6 protein-coding genes (1 of these 6 cut by a window edge) are annotated in these 16431 nt (G+C 39.2%); all 6 read left to right on the top strand.

The window, feature by feature from the left end; translation table 11 throughout:
- Tightly spaced (at most 14 nt apart), the 6 genes in view from HEQ28_RS08340 to HEQ28_RS08315 form a layout consistent with a single transcriptional unit that may run on beyond the window.
- Positions 1 to 1508, top strand: the 3' portion of a protein-coding gene (locus HEQ28_RS08340; RefSeq protein ID WP_434501806.1) for a glycoside hydrolase family 95 protein. 964 nt of this gene lie to the left of the window's left edge; the window shows 1508 of its 2472 coding nt (coding positions 965-2472); its start codon lies beyond the left edge, outside the window; it ends in the stop codon at positions 1506 to 1508.
- Entirely contained in the window at positions 1505 to 2974 is a 1470-nt protein-coding gene (locus tag HEQ28_RS08335) for a glycoside hydrolase family 140 protein (RefSeq protein ID WP_434501805.1), read from the top strand. The genes HEQ28_RS08340 and HEQ28_RS08335 overlap by 4 nt, the downstream gene beginning before the upstream one ends.
- Complete coding sequence (locus HEQ28_RS08330; RefSeq protein ID WP_434501804.1) at positions 2975 to 6838, top strand: family 78 glycoside hydrolase catalytic domain; 3864 nt, start codon at positions 2975 to 2977, stop codon at positions 6836 to 6838.
- A 4-nt stretch (positions 6839 to 6842) separates the two neighbouring features.
- Entirely contained in the window at positions 6843 to 9512 is a 2670-nt protein-coding gene (locus HEQ28_RS08325) for an alpha-d-galacturonidase (RefSeq protein WP_434501803.1), read from the top strand.
- A gap of 14 nt (positions 9513 to 9526) precedes the next feature.
- Positions 9527 to 13348: a malectin domain-containing carbohydrate-binding protein gene (locus HEQ28_RS08320; RefSeq protein WP_434501802.1), complete on the top strand. Its 3822-nt coding sequence runs from the start codon at positions 9527 to 9529 to the stop codon at positions 13346 to 13348.
- Positions 13345 to 16362, top strand: a complete 3018-nt coding sequence (locus HEQ28_RS08315; protein ID WP_434501801.1) for a glycoside hydrolase family 2 TIM barrel-domain containing protein — start codon at positions 13345 to 13347, stop codon at positions 16360 to 16362. Before HEQ28_RS08320 ends, HEQ28_RS08315 begins: the two co-directional genes overlap by 4 nt.
- Positions 16363 to 16431: the final 69 nt, after the last annotated feature.

The following is a 16431-nucleotide window of genomic DNA, read 5'->3' as shown; positions in this document are numbered from 1 at the left end:
CAGATGAGCGTTTAATAAATTTTGAAAAGCATGATGATAATTGGCTTGTATCAACATATTTCACATTTGGAAGATATCTTCTTATATGTTGTTCACAGCCTGGAGGTCAAGCTGCAAATTTACAAGGTATATGGAATGACAAGTTGGAACCTGCATGGGATTCTAAATATACAACCAATATCAATCTGGAAATGAACTATTGGCCGGCAGAACCAACAAACCTAACGGAATTAAATGAGCCTCTTTTCAGATTGATAAAAGAAGTCAGTAAGACGGGAACCGTTTCTGCACGTACAATGTATGATAAAGACGGATGGGTGTTGCATCACAATACGGATATCTGGCGCATAACAGGAGCCGTTGACCATGCTACAAGCGGAATGTGGATGACAGGTGGTGCATGGGTATGCTCACATTTGTGGCAGCATTATCTATACACCGGTGATAAAGCATTTCTCAAAGCAGCGTATCCAATTATGAAGGGAGCCGCAAAATTTCTGGATGAGATGTTAATAAAAGAACCAGAGCATGGATGGTTGGTCATATCTCCTGCTGTTTCTCCCGAGAACTCTCATCCTTCACCCGATGGCATGCTTCCTATAACATACGGAACAACAATGGATAATGAATTGATTTATGAATTATTCAATAATGTTGTTGCTGCTTCGAATGTGTTATCTGAAGATTCAGACCTTGCAAAGCACTATACTGAAAGATTGAAACTGTTGTCGCCAATGCAGATAGGACATTGGGGACAGTTGCAGGAATGGATTAAAGACTGGGATGATCCTAGTGATAATCATCGTCATGTAAGTCACCTATATGGACTATTTCCTGGAACACAGATATCACCATATCGTACGCCGGAATTGCTTGATGCCGCACGCACATCACTTATTCATCGTGGAGATCCAAGTACTGGTTGGAGCATGGGATGGAAAGTATGTTTGTGGGCACGATTGTTAGATGGAAATCATGCTTATAAGTTGATACATAATCAATTATCGCTGACTGATGACAGATTCCTAGCCTATGGAAATGTAAAGAAGAAAGGTGGAACATATAGAAATCTTTTTGATGCACATCCACCGTTCCAGATAGATGGTAATTTCGGATGTACTGCAGGAATCGCAGAAATGTTGATGCAGAGTCATGATGGATGCGTTACGTTACTTCCGGCATTACCAGATGCATGGAAAGAACAAGGAACTATAAAAGGATTAAAAACACGTGGTGGTTTTGAAATCATCACAATGTCATGGCGTAAAGGTAAGTTGACAAGTCTTGTCGTTAAATCTGAACTTGGAGGAAACCTCCGTCTAAGATTAAACGCCCCGATGAAATCATTGCACAAAGCCAAAGGAGATAATGTAAATCCTTTCTTTGCAAATTATCCTGCAGCACAGCTAATAAATAATTCAGATGCAAAGCAAAGTAAGATAAGTCTTCCAAAGACCTATCAATATGATATAAACACAGAAAAAGGACAAATAATTAGAATATTATGAAAAAGAAAATATTATCGATGTGTCTGTTATTAGGATTGGCAACGATAATGGGGCATGCCCAAAAACCGTGGGATAACGGAAGACTAGTAATTTCTTCCAATAACCGCTACCTACAGTTTGAAAACGGTAGACCATTCTTTTGGCTAGGTGATACCGGTTGGCTTGTTCCACAACATCTTGATAGAGCTGAAGTTGAATACTATTTCAATAAATGCCGCAGAGCAGGATATAATATGGTACAGATTCAGGTAATGGATGCTGTTCCGTCATATAACATATACGGACAGCAGTCGTTACCTTCTGGATGGGACTTTACAAAAGCCGATCCAGAAGGAGTGTATTCATATTGGGATCATTTAGATTATATAATTCGTAAAGCAGAACAAAACGGAATATACATCGGTATGGTAGCTATATGGGGCTCACAGGTACAGGCTGGAAACATCAATGCAGAACAAGCCAAAGCTTATGGAAAGTTTCTTGCCGAAAGATATAAGAATAGCCCAAACATAATCTGGATAATGGGAGGCGACATACAAGGCGATATACATCCTGAAGTATGGAACGCTCTTGCCACATCAATAAAAAGCATAGACAATAAGCATCTCATGACATATCATCCACGTGGAAGATACACTTCAGCCAAATGGTGGAGTAAAGCTTCGTGGATGGATTTCCATACATTCCAAAGTGGACACCGCAAATACGGTCAGCGTATGGGGAATAAAGATTATCCAATCCCTGACAGTACAGAGGAAGACAACTGGATGTATGTAGATTCAACATGGGCATACAAACCAATAAAGCCCGTTCTTGATGATGAACCTAGTTACGAGGACATACCAAAGGGACTTCATGACGCAAATGAGGCTCGTTGGCAGGATTATGATGTGCGTCGTTATGCATATTGGAGCGTATTTGCAGGAAGTTGCGGACACACATACGGACACAATGCTATTATGCAGATGCTCAAACCTGGTTATCCTACTGGTTACGGAAGTGACGGAACAGTAAAGGCATGGTATCAAGGACTTGAGGATCCTGGTTACAATCAGATGCAATATCTTATTGATCTGATGTTGTCATTTCCTTATTTTGATAGAATACCCGATCAGAGTATTATCGCTGGCAAGAATGGAGTAAAATATGACAGACTTATTGCTACACGAGGTAAAGATTATCTGATGGTATATAATTATAACAGCGATGTGATGAAGATAGACCTAAGAAAAATATCGGGTAAGAAAAAACTTCTATGGTGGTTTAATCCTTCAGACGGTGCAATATCTTTTATCGGAACTGCTGATAATAAAATCATAACAGTGTCGCCTCAGATAGAGAAGACCGATAAAATTAATGATAGGGTGCTTATAGCCATTGATGCAGATAAGAACTATCTATCACGTGAACAGACAAAAATATTAAATCAACATCTGGCTGACAAAAAGCGAAATCTGAACGAATAAATGAAAAGACTAATATACATATTCATAGTTATAATGTTGCCGTTGCAAATGGTTTCGGCAAACATTGGAGTATATGATACAAGGACCGAAAATCTGAAGAATCCAGAAGGCATTGATATCACTACTCCTAGATTCTCATGGAAAATATCTTCTGACGGTAGCAATGTCGTACAGACAGGTTATCAGATTATAGTGGCTTCATCACCAGAAAAACTAGATGAAGCCAAGGCTGATTTATGGAATTCAGGAAAAGTTGAATCAGCCGATCAACTATGGATAGAGTATAGAGGTAAGGGATTGAAAAGCAACGACGAAGCTTTTTGGAGAGTACGCGTGTTTACAAATAAAGGTAAAAGCGAATGGAGCCAAGTACAACATTTCGGTATGGCTCTGTTGGGTGAAAACAGATGGAAAGGTCAGTGGATAGGATTGGAAGAACTTCAGCCCGGTGAGCAACGTGGACTTCATACCAGACTTGCTGTAAGATACTTGCGAAAAGAATTCAAAAGCAAGAAGACTGTGCGCCGTGCAATGGCTTATGTTGCGGGATTAGGTCTTTATGATTTCTATGTAAATGGAAAACAGATAGGAGATAATCAGGTGTTGAAACCTGTACCATCAGATTATCGTAAAACGGTATATTACAATACTTTCGATATCACACGTTATATACAGTCAGACAATGCGATAGGTATATCTTTGGCAGCAGGCAGATATTTCCCTATGCGCCAGGAGAAGTATTATAAGTCTCCTGTGTTCGGATTGCCAAAATGTAGAATAAACATCCTGGTTGAATATCAGGATGGAACAACGGAAACATGGGCAACAGATCAGAGTTGGAAGTTGAGTTTCAATGGTCCAATACGTAATACGAATGAATATGACGGTGAGGAATATGATGCTCGTATGGAAATGTCTGGATGGAATACCGTTGGATTTGATGATTCTAAATGGATAAATGCTGTCAGAACATCTGTACCAGAAGGAGAATTGCGTGCGCAGATGACACCTTGCATGGTTGAGCAAAGATACGGAAATCCAATATCAATGACGAAAGTTAATGGTAAGTATATTCTCGACTTCGGACAGAATATGGCTGGTTGGATTGGATTCATACCACGTGGAGAAAAGGGTGATTCTATAAAGGTAAGATATGCAGAGAAGCTTAATTCAGATGGAAGTATTTATACCGCCAATCTGCGAAATGCCAATTCCACGGATATATATGTATGTAACGGTAAGGAACAAGGACATATATGGAAACCAACTTTTGTATATCATGGTTTCAGGTATGCTGAAATAAGCAATTTGGCAACAGCAAAGAAAGATGATTTTACTGCATTTACTGTTGGCGACGATATGCAGGCAACAGGTGAATTGACAACATCTGATACAATTCTTAATAAGGTCATTCATAATGCGTTTTGGGGAATAAAAAGTAATTATAAAGGTATGCCAGTAGACTGTCCACAAAGAAACGAGCGTCAACCGTGGTTGGGCGATCGCACAGTGGGATGTCTTGGCGAAAGTTACCTGTTTGATAATGAACGTCTATACACGAAGTGGATGCATGATCTAAGTGATGGAGTACGCTATGATGGAGCAATGTCTAATGTAACGCCATCATTCTGGAACTATTATGAAGACAATATGACTTGGCCTGCCGTTTTTCCATTTGCATGTGATATGCTGTATGAACAGTATGGTAATTCGCAACCGATAATTAATTCATATCCTTCGATAAGAAAATGGCTGATGTATATGCTGAATGAATATGAAACAGACGGAATAATAACAAAGGATAAATATGGCGACTGGTGTGTTCCACCAGAGAAATTACAGCTCATACATAGTGAAGATCCTTCGCGCAACACGGATGGACAACTCATATCAACAGCTTATGGCGTAAGGATTTTACAACTTATGGAGAAGTTTGCCAAGTTGCAGAATATGAACGAAGATGCCAAACTTTGGGAGAGCAAGCGCAAGGAAATGACAGATGCATTCAATCATAAGTTCCTTACAGTAAAGCGTGGCACATCTCTACGTCCTGGACATGTATTATATCCAGACAGCGTATTCTATGGTAATAACACTGCAACAGCAAATCTTCTTCCTTTGGCTTTCGGTATTGTTCCGGATAGCATAAAGGCGGAAGTCGTGAAAAATGTAGTTACGAATATAATATCTGTTGGTGATGGTCATGTCACATGTGGCGTTATCGGCATCAGTTGGCTTTTAAGATCACTTTCTGATAACGGTTTCTCAGATGTTGCATATCTTTTAGCAACCAACAAAACATATCCTTCATGGGGATATATGGCTGAAAACGGAGCAACGACAATTTGGGAGTTATGGAATGGTGACAAGGCTGATGCAAAGATGAATTCTGGAAACCACGTAATGTTGCTTGGTGACTTACTGACATGGTGTTATAAATATCTTGGAGGAATCAGTCAGTCAGAAAATAGCGTAGCATATAAACACATCATCTTGAAACCGTCTTTCGATATACAGGATTGCTTTAATGTAAATGCTTCATACGAAACACCATACGGAAAGGTTGTGAGTAAATGGGATAAGACATTACAGAAATTACATTGGAATGTAGAAATACCTGTAAATACAACTGCTACACTATATATGCCAAATGGCAAAACAGAGGACGTAGGATCGGGTAGATATTCTTTTAACATCGAAATACCAACTCGCAACATAGCAATCATAAAAGATGAATTCCTATATGATAATGCTACATTCCCAGAGGCTCATGCTTCTACAATAACAGAACTAAAAAATGGTGATTTGGTCGCATCATATTTCGGTGGAACAAAAGAACGTAATCCGGATGTATGTATCTGGGTCAGCAGAAAGCCAAAGGGTGCTGATAAATGGGAAGCCCCTATAATGGCTGGTGACGGAGTGTTTCAGTTGGGAACGGCTGATGCTGAATTAGCAGGAGTAGATGCAAAGACAACACCAGCTTCTGCGGGACCAATAAAGCATTGTAAGGTTGCCATGTCTGTAACATTGAAACGCAAAGCCTGTTGGAACCCTGTATTGTTTACAATGCCAGACGGAGAGATATGGCTCTTCTATAAAATAGGGGCTACAGTAGACGACTGGACTGGTTGGCTTGTGAAGTCACAAGATGGTGGAAAGACATGGACTGAAAGAGAACCTTTGCCTAAAGGATTTATCGGACCTGTGAAGAATAAACCTGAATTGATTAACGGTAGACTGATATGCGGTTCGAGCACAGAGAAAGACGGATGGCGCTTTCATGTTGAGATACTTGATATGAAAACGGGTAAATGGAAATATGTTGGAATTGTAGATGCTGAAAAGGTTGCGCGTACTGACGATGTCGTTACGGCAAGCAATATGACAAATCCAGTATATAAAGAAGGAAAAGGACCTGAATATATATATAGCATACAACCATCTATATTAAAACTAAAAGACGGTCGCCTGCAAGTTCTTATGCGCACTCATAACGCTAAGTTGGCTACATCTTTCAGTTCAGACAATGGAGATACATGGAGTAAAGTTACTTTGACGGATGTTCCGAATAATCAAAGTGGCACAGATGCCGTTACGCTTAAAGACGGTCGTCATGTTCTTATATACAATGATTTCGAAACAATACCTGGTACAAAGAAAGGACCACGCACTCCTTTAAGCATTGCAATATCCGACGACGGAACTCATTGGCGTCATGTGCTAACACTTGAGGACAGTCCTGTGAGTCAGTATTCATACCCTGCAATAATTCAGGGTAAGGACGGAAATCTGCATTGTGTATATACATGGAGAAGACAACTCATCGCTTATAAAAAAATAGACTTGAGCAAGCTCAAATAAATTTATGAAAAGATTAAATACTATACTCATCATACTTATGTTGTGTGCTTATTCACAGGCGCACTCTATTAAAATAGTAACCACTTCTAAAACAAATTCCAGAGTGGAATATGCTGCCGAGTATATCAAAAATAAGTTATCGGCATTGGGATATACTTTTCCTAATCATGGAAACGATTATAAAATATATCTCAGATTAGCAACTGATACTACAGGACTAAAGAAAGAAGGTTTTAGAATCACTTCTGCAAAGAAACGTATCTTTATTGATGGATATGATGGTTCAGGAGTGATATATGGATGTAATGAGCTTGCAGAGTATGCAGCACTGCATCATAATCTTAACATAGGCAATATTCAGCAAAATCCAGAAATGGTTTTGCGTGGTTCATGTGTAGGATTGCAAAAGACCGTATATCTACCCGGACATCAGGTATATGAATATCCATATACACCAGAAAACTTTCCATGGTTTTATGATAAGAAACAATGGATAGAATATCTAGATATGCTTGTAGACAACAAGATGAATTCATTGTATTTATGGAATGGTCATCCTTTTGCTTCATTAATGAAACTCAAAGACTATCCTTTTGCTTTAGAAGTAGATGAAGAGACCTTCAAAAAGAATGAAGAAATATACTCTTTCCTTACCCATGAAGCTGACAAAAGAGGAATATTTGTTATACAGATGTTTTATAATATCATCTTATCAAAGCCTTTTGCCGACCATTATGGATTGAAAACACAAGACAGGCATCGCCCTATAACTCCATTGATAAGTGACTATACACGTAAAAGTATAGCAGCCTTTATTGAGAAATATCCAAATGTGGGACTTCTTGTATGTCTTGGTGAGGCGATGGATACTTATGATGATGATGTACAATGGATGACAAAGACTATTATTCCAGGAGTGAAAGATGGATTAAAGGCTCTTGGACGTAATGACGAACCACCTATATTGTTGCGTGCCCACGATACAGATTGCAAAGCCGTAATGCAAGCTTCGCTTCCTTTATATAAGAACCTGTACACAATGCACAAATACAATGGTGAATCCCTCACTACATACGAACCACGAGGACCTTGGGCAAAGATACATACAGATTTAGCTGCTTTAGGAACAACGCATATTAGTAATGTTCATATACTCGCCAATCTTGAACCTTGGCGTTGGTCATCACCGTCTTTTGTTCAAAAGGCCGTTGTGGCTATGCATGATGTTCACCATGCAAACGCTTTGCATCTGTATCCTCAGGCTAGTTATTGGGATTGGCCATATACAGCCGACAAGTTGCCTGATGGACTTCGTGAAAGACAGTTGGATCGTGACTGGATGTGGTATAAGACTTGGGGACGTTATGCATGGAACTGCAGACGCAATGTAACTGAGGAAGGACATTATTGGGATGATGTGCTGTCATCATATTATTGCAGTGACAACAAGAGCGTTGCTGACAGTATACGTAAGGCGTATGATGAAAGTGGAGAGATTGCTCCAAAGTTGTTAAGACGTTTTGGAATAACAGAAGGAAACCGCCAGACATTACTTCTTGGTATGATGATGAGTCAGTTGGTTAATCCTTATAAATACACTATATACCCTGGATTCTATGAGAGTTGTGGACCTGAAGGTGAGAAACTTATAGAATATGTTGAGAAGGAATGGAAACATGAACCACATATAGGTGAACTTCCTCTTGACATAGTTGCCCAGACTGAAACTCATGGCGACAAGGCTGTAGCTGCGATTGATGCTGTAGCTGATAAGGTTACAGAACATAAAGATGAGTTTAATCGCTTGCGTAATGATATGCACTGTTATAAGGAATTTGCATGGTCGTTTGGTTTCAAGGTTAAAGCAGCGCAGCATGTGTTAAACTATAAATGGGGAAAAGACATCAACCAACTTGATACCGCAGTGGTATTGTTGGAAAAGAGTGTGATGCACTATAAAAAGCTTGTTGATTTGACTAAAGATACATATCTATATGCCAACTCAATGCAGACTGCACAACGTCGTATTCCGATAGGGGGTGACAATGGAAAGATGAAGCATTGGCAGGAGCTGTTACCACAGTATCAACTGGAATTGGATAATCTGAAAAAGAATATAGCAATGCTCAAAGATATTTCAAAAGGTAAATATCATACTGTTGCCATGGCAGTAAAACCTTTACATCCAGCTAACGTCACTTTACCGCACGATGTTAAAACCGTGAAGATAGCAAAGGGAGTGCGCCTGTTCTCAGATATGGACAGTGTCGTTACTGATTTCGCTGTTGAGCTAAAAGGTATGAACGCTTATGTGCTGAACAGTAAACAGCAGCGTGATAGTGCCACAAAGATAGAATTTAAGTGTGATGCTCCTGTACATCTTCTTGTAGGTTATTTCCGTGACGACCAGATGAAGTATGCAAGTGCTCCAAAACTGGAGATCGACGCTACAGCTAATGACTATGGACAGGCTGAGCCAATGATAACCTCCGCAATATTGATAGACGGTATGCCACAGGTGAATCTTCATAAATATGATTTCAATGCAGGAAGCCATACTTTATTGTTACCAAAAGGTATTCTTTTGGTTCTTGGATATACATCAGAAAATATACAGCAACGTGATGCCGGACTGTCTGGAACAGATAAGGCTATAGATTGGTTGTTTTATTAAAAAGATGAAGAGTTATGAGATATAGATTGTTTTTTGTCTTATTATTTTTTACTGTCAAGATCTTTGCCAATGACGGTTTTACTCCTGTTCAGATGCAGCGTCTGTATGAACAGGTGAAGACGCCATATAAATACGGAATGGCAGTAGCTCCAAAAGACAACTATCATAAAATAGACTGTCCTACCGTTTTTCGTAATAACGGGAAATGGTATATGACTTATGTTGTTTACAATGGTAAGGATGGACTTGACGGCCGTGGATATGAAACATGGTTGGCTGAATCAGATGATTTGCTTCATTGGAAAACTTCAGGTCGATTGCTGTCATATAAAAATAAGGGATGGGATATGAATCAACGTGGAGGATTTCCTTCTCTTATAGACTGGACTTGGAACGGCTCTTACCAAATGAAGACATATCACGGGCGACATTGGATGACCTATATTGGAGGACATGGCACTGGATATGAAGCTGTGAAAGAACCTTTGAATATAGGATTGGCATGGACAAAGAATGATATATCTGTAGCTCATGAATGGAACTCTGCAGACAAACCGCTTATGAGTATTCATGACAATGATGCACAATGGTGGGAGAAATTGGTACAATATAAAAGTACTGTATATGAAGATAAGTCACGAACACTTGGAAAGCGTTTTGTGATGTTTTATAATGCTGGTGGAATTAATCCTGCCAACAATCTCAAAGCTGAGCGCATAGGTATTGCCTTGTCTGATAATATGAAGAAATGGCAACGCTATGCAGGTAATCCTGTCTATTATCATGAGTCGCCAGGCATAATAACAGGTGATGCACAGATCGTAAAGATAGATAGTCTTTATGTGATGTTTTACTTCTCGGCTTATAACCCTACACGAAAATATAATGCTTTCAATACGTTTGCTGTAAGTCGCAATCTTGTTGATTGGCAGGATTGGAACGGTGAAGATCTTATATATCCATCAAAGCCTTATGATGAAATGTTTGCACATAAAAGCTATGTCGTAAAGCATGATGGGGTGGTATATCATTTTTATTGTGCCGTAAACAAAGCTGGACAACGTGGTATTGCTGTTGCAACAAGTGTACCGATGGGACGCTCTGACGTTAATTTTCCAGAAGCAGAAAACAATTCACGTAGAAAGATAATAAGTCTTGATAAGTCATGGTATGTAAAGTTTACTCATACGAATGCCGATTCTATCACTTCGCTCATTCCTGAAACAAAAGTTTGTCTTCCAAATAATCTTGATGATTATTACGGTTATAGACAATTGAAACATGGAAACCTTCATGGAAGTGCAGTTTATCATAGAAATATAGAGGTTGATAAAAGCGACGGGAAACGTTATTTTATAGAATTGCAAGGTGTAGGAACTTATGCCACTTTAGTTGTAAATGGTTATCGCTATCCAAAAGAACTTGTTGGACGAACTGTATTTACAGAAGATATTACCCAACATCTGCATGATGGTAATAATGAATTACGCATAGAGGTAGATCATCCCGAATATATAAAAGATAGTCCATGGGTATGTGGAGGCTGTTCTTCTGAATGGGGATTCTCTGAAGGTAGTCAACCTTTTGGTATATTCCGTCCTGTTTCTTTGATTGAAACAGACGACGTGCGTATAGAACCGTTTGGAGTCCACGTATGGAATAATGCCAATTGTGATTCAGTCTTTATTGATACAGAAATAAAGAATTACGGAAATAAGAAGGTGGACATCGAACTCGTAAACAAAATGAATATGGCAAGCGGAAAAACATATTTCCGATTGTCAGAAAATACAGTTCTTGCTCCAGGAGAAACGAAGGTTATACGTCAGTATGCAAAGATTTCAAACCCTGAATTATGGAGTTTGGATAGTCCTTATCTTTATAATCTTGCGTCAATGATAAAGCGTGACGGCAATACAGTTGATGAAGTTTCAACACCTTATGGCATAAGATCTATCAGTTGGCCCGTTCATAGAAAAGATAATGCACATAAAGGACAATTCCTATTGAACGGCAAACCTGTGTTTATAAATGGAACCTGTGATTATGAACATTTGTTTGGGCAAAGTCATGCATTCTCAAATGAACAGATTGCATCACGTGTAAAGATGATGAGACAGGCAGGATTCAATGCCTTCCGTGAGGCTCACCAACCGCATAATCTTTATTATCAGGAATTAATGGACCGTGATGGAATGTTATTCTGGAGTCAGTTCTCTGCTCATATATGGTATGATACAGATGCTTTCAGAAGTAATTTTAAGAAGATGCTCATACGTTATATCAAGGAACGTCGTAATTCTCCAAGTATCATATTGTGGGGATTGCAAAATGAAAGTGCTCTTCCTAAGGATTTTGCTGAAGAGTGTTCTGCCATCATTCGTGAAATGGATCCCACATGTCGTGATCAACGTGCTATAACAACATGTAATGGTGGAGAGGGAACTGATTGGAATGTAATACAAAACTGGAGTGGAACTTATGGTGGAAGTGCTGATAATTATGGCAATGAACTAAAGCAACCATTACAGTTACTTAATGGAGAATATGGAGCTTGGCGCACGCTTGGACTTCATGGAGATGAACGCTATTCCGAGGAATCGTTTACAAAACTGTTGGCAAAGAAAGCAACTTTGGCAGAAAGTGTGAAGGATAGTGTGTGTGGTCATTTTCAATGGATATTCGTTTCGCACGAAAATCCAGGACGTGTACAACCAGATGAATCTGTAAGACGTATTGATAAGGTTGGACCTTTTAATTATAAAGGTTTGCTTTCTCCGTGGGAACAACCAACTGAGGCTTTCTATTGGTATAGAAATCATTATGCTAAGGCTGAAGTTGATACTGTTACCCCAACAGCTGCTGATAGGAATGTTGATATATTAAAACCTGCTGATGGTTATTCATATATGTATCGTGTAAACTGTGGCGGTGATGCTTATGTTGATTCCTATGGTAATGCTTGGAGTCAGGATAACTCTAAATATTCAGAATCATGGTCATCACAGTTTGGCTTGAATCCTTTTATGGCAAGTCAGGGACATATAACATCAAAAATACATGGAACCAATGATGCTGATTTATTCAGTTATTTCAGATGGGGACGTCATAAGTTGAAGTATCATTTTAAAGTTGATGATGACAGCATCTATCGAATAGAACTCTATTTCGCAGAACCTTGGCTTGGCGCTAGATATGGGGCAGCAATAGATTGTGAGGGTGAAAGAATATTTGATGTGGCAGTAAACGATTCTGTTGTTGTTGATGATGTTGATTTATGGGCTGAGGCTGGTTATGCCGGAGCATATAAACGCGTTGTATATGCCAAGGCTTTAAATCATCAGTTGACGATAAGCTTTCCTGAAGTTAAAGCTGGACAAGCTGTGATTTCAGCAATAGCTGTAGCACGTAACGGAGGTATAGCTAAGAGCTTTGATTACAGTTCGGCATTGCCTTCCAACTATTGGCGTAGTCTGGATAGTGATACTATTGCTAAGTATCCAAAAGCGTTGTTGCCAAAAGATACAGAGACATTCCCTACCGTAAAATATAACAGTGTGGGAAAAGGGGAGTGGATTATAACTCCGGGGGTAGCAAGGGAATATGCTCTTAGATTTCGTTATCGCAATATGACAGCTAAGTCTATTATAGCACGATTGACAATAGTTGATAATAAAGGCATTGTTGTTCATTCTGGTGATATCACATTCCCAACAACTCCCGCAAAGTTCAGAATACTTTCTACAACTACGGGAACTCAGATTAATGCAGGAAAGTATCGTATAATTATATCAAACGTCAAAGGTGTTGATTTTGAAACTCTAGAAATACAATGAAACATATAATATTCTCACTTCTGTTTTTAATAAGTCTCCCAATTTCTGCAAATGATTGGGAGAATAATCACGTGTTGCAGATAAATAGCGAACCTGCTCGTGCAGCGTTTATGCCTTTTACATTGCATAAAGGTGATAGTGAAATATCTCTCAATGGTAAGTGGAAATTCAGATGGACTAAAACTCCTGATGAACGTATTCTAAATTTCTATTCACCTCAGTATGATTGTACTGATTGGAAAGATATTGATGTCCCTGCAAACTGGGAAGTAAACGGATATGGAACACCGATATATATATCTGCAGGATATCCTTTTAAGATAGATCCTCCTTATGTGATGAAAGAACCAAAGCATAATTGGACAACTTTCAGTGAGCGTAATCCTACAGGACAATATCGCCGTACTTTCATTATTCCTGATAATGGACAGGCTGCACGTCGCTATTATATTCGTTTTGATGGTGTACAGTCAGCTTTCTATCTTTGGATAAATGGGCGTAAGGTTGGATATTCTCAGGGATCTATGGAACCTTCTGAATTTGATATCACCAATTATGTTCAGAAAGGAGTTAATGACATTGCGGTTGAGGTGTATAAGTATAGTGATGCAAGCTATTTGGAAGATCAGGATTTCTGGCGCTTTGGTGGTATTCAGCGCAGTGTAACTGTATTTTCAACTCCTGATGTGCAGTTGCGCGACTATGCAGTGAGGACTGTTGCTGTAGATTCTTCTTTCAGTAAATTTGAATTGGAGATCAATCCAAAACTACGTGTATTTGAAAATAAGACAGGTGCCGGATACAAGGTAAAGGCTATACTCTCTGATGAAAAAGGTAGTAATGTTGTTCAGTTAACCGCAGATGCATCAGACATTCTGGATATAGACCATAAGGCTGCAAATATGAATGAATGGTTTCCGCAGCGTGGCAGAAGCAAGTTTGCTCGTATGTTGGCTGTTGTGAATAATCCACATCTTTGGACATCAGAGACTCCTTATCTTTATCATCTCAGACTTCAGCTTGTTGATTCTTTGGGTAATGTTATTCAGCAAACCGAACAAAAGTTAGGCTTCAGAGATTATAAGATAAAGGATGGAATGCTTTTGGTAAATGGTAAACAAGTCAGATTACGTGGTGTAAACAGGCACGAACATGATCCAAAACTTGCACGTGTAATGACAGAGCAACGCATGCAGCAGGATATAAAACTCATGAAAGCAGCAAACATAAATGCTGTTAGAACTAGTCACTATCCAAATGTATCACGTTGGTACGAATTGTGTGACAGTGCAGGTATTTATGTCATGGATGAGGCTGATTGCGAAACCCATGGACTTCGTGGTACTCTTACTTCTTCTGCCGATTGGACGGAGGCTTTCCTTGATCGTGCGGTTAGAATGGGGGAGAGAGACAAAAACTATACATGTATTGTTTTTTGGAGTCTGGGAAATGAGAGTGGGTTTGGTATCAACCATGCTACGATGGCTGGTTGGCTTCATGAATTTGATCCTACACGATTTGTTCATTACGAAGGTGCCCAGGGATATGATGGCAATCCAGATCCTGCATGTGTAGATATCGTGAGTCGTTTTTATCCTCGTGTGATGCAGGAATATCTTAATCCTGGTATTCCTGTAGGTGCCGATAAGGAGAGAGCAGAGAATGCAAGATGGGAAAGACTTCTTGAAATAGCTGAAAGAACAAATGATAACCGACCTGTACTTACCAGCGAATATGCCCATTGTATGGGTAATGCGTTAGGTAATTTCAGTGAATATTGGGATGAGATATATAGTAACAGACGAATGCTGGGTGGTTTCGTCTGGGATTGGGTTGACCAAGGTATATATTCAAAAGATAAAGGTGTTCTATATGGTGGTGACTTTGGAGATACACCTAATCTGAAGGCTTTTTGTCTGAATGGCGTTGTGTTTGCTGATCGTTCTACATCATCCAAATATCAGGAACTTAAATATGTCTATTCTCCTGTACGCTTTAGCAAACATGGTGACTCTATATTCGTAGTAAACAGATGTTCGCATCTTTCTCTTTCAGCATTTAAGGCTTCATATAGAATTATGGAGAATGGGCATGAAAGCAGACATGGCTCACTCTATTTACCCGATGTGTTGCCTGGAGACAGCGCAGTGATAGGGCAGGCTTCAAAATATAGTTGTCATTCAGATGACGATTGTAGATTGAATATAGACGTATTTGATAGTAATGGAAACAATGTTATAACATATCAGACAGCATTGCATGATAATCTTGTGAGTGCGGCTGGTAAGATACAACGAGAACGTAATCTTGTGCGTAAGTCAATGAAGGACTGTGGCTTTAATGTAATGCCGAATTTCTATCGTGCTCCGACAGACAATGATACAGGCTTTGGAAATTGGTTAGCAAAAGATTGGAAAAATAACAGACTTGATTCATCTACAGTCTGCAAAATAAATGATGAGATAACTGAATATCGTTATCCTAAGGGTAAAATCGTGGTTACGCAATCTGCCGATAGTCTGCGTTTCGACTGTAAAGGTGATTTGCCGGAATTGCCTTGTCTCGGTATTGTCATAAAGCTACCATGTGATTTTGAACAGTTATCATGGTATGGTCGTGGACCTTGGGACAATTATCCCGATCGCAAACACTCTTCTGTTGTTGGTTTGTGGAAAAGTGATGTTACAAATCAGTATACTCACTATCCACGCCCTCAGGACAATGGTAATCATGAGGATTGTTCAATGGTGCAATTAAAAAGTTCTGATGGTCGTATCTTTAGAATAGAAGCTGATGATGCTCCTTTTAGTTTCTCGGCTTTGCATTATTCTGATATTGATATTGCCACGGCAGCACATGACTATCAACTGAAACCTACGAAATATACTTATCTCAAGATAAACTGTGCTGTGTTGGGATTGGGTAATGGCAGTTGTGGACCGGGAGTATTGAAGAAATATTCTATAGATAGAACGAAAAGTCATACACTTAAATTTCGTATGTACATGAGATAATTAACAGACTGTAATATGCTGATATAACAGACTGCTTTATGTTAATATATGTTTTGAAATTGAAAATTT

It is taken from the genome of Prevotella sp. (assembly GCF_051059605.1).
In the GTDB taxonomy this organism is placed as follows: domain Bacteria; phylum Bacteroidota; class Bacteroidia; order Bacteroidales; family Bacteroidaceae; genus Prevotella.
This window is presented reverse-complemented; position numbering and strand designations above follow the sequence as displayed.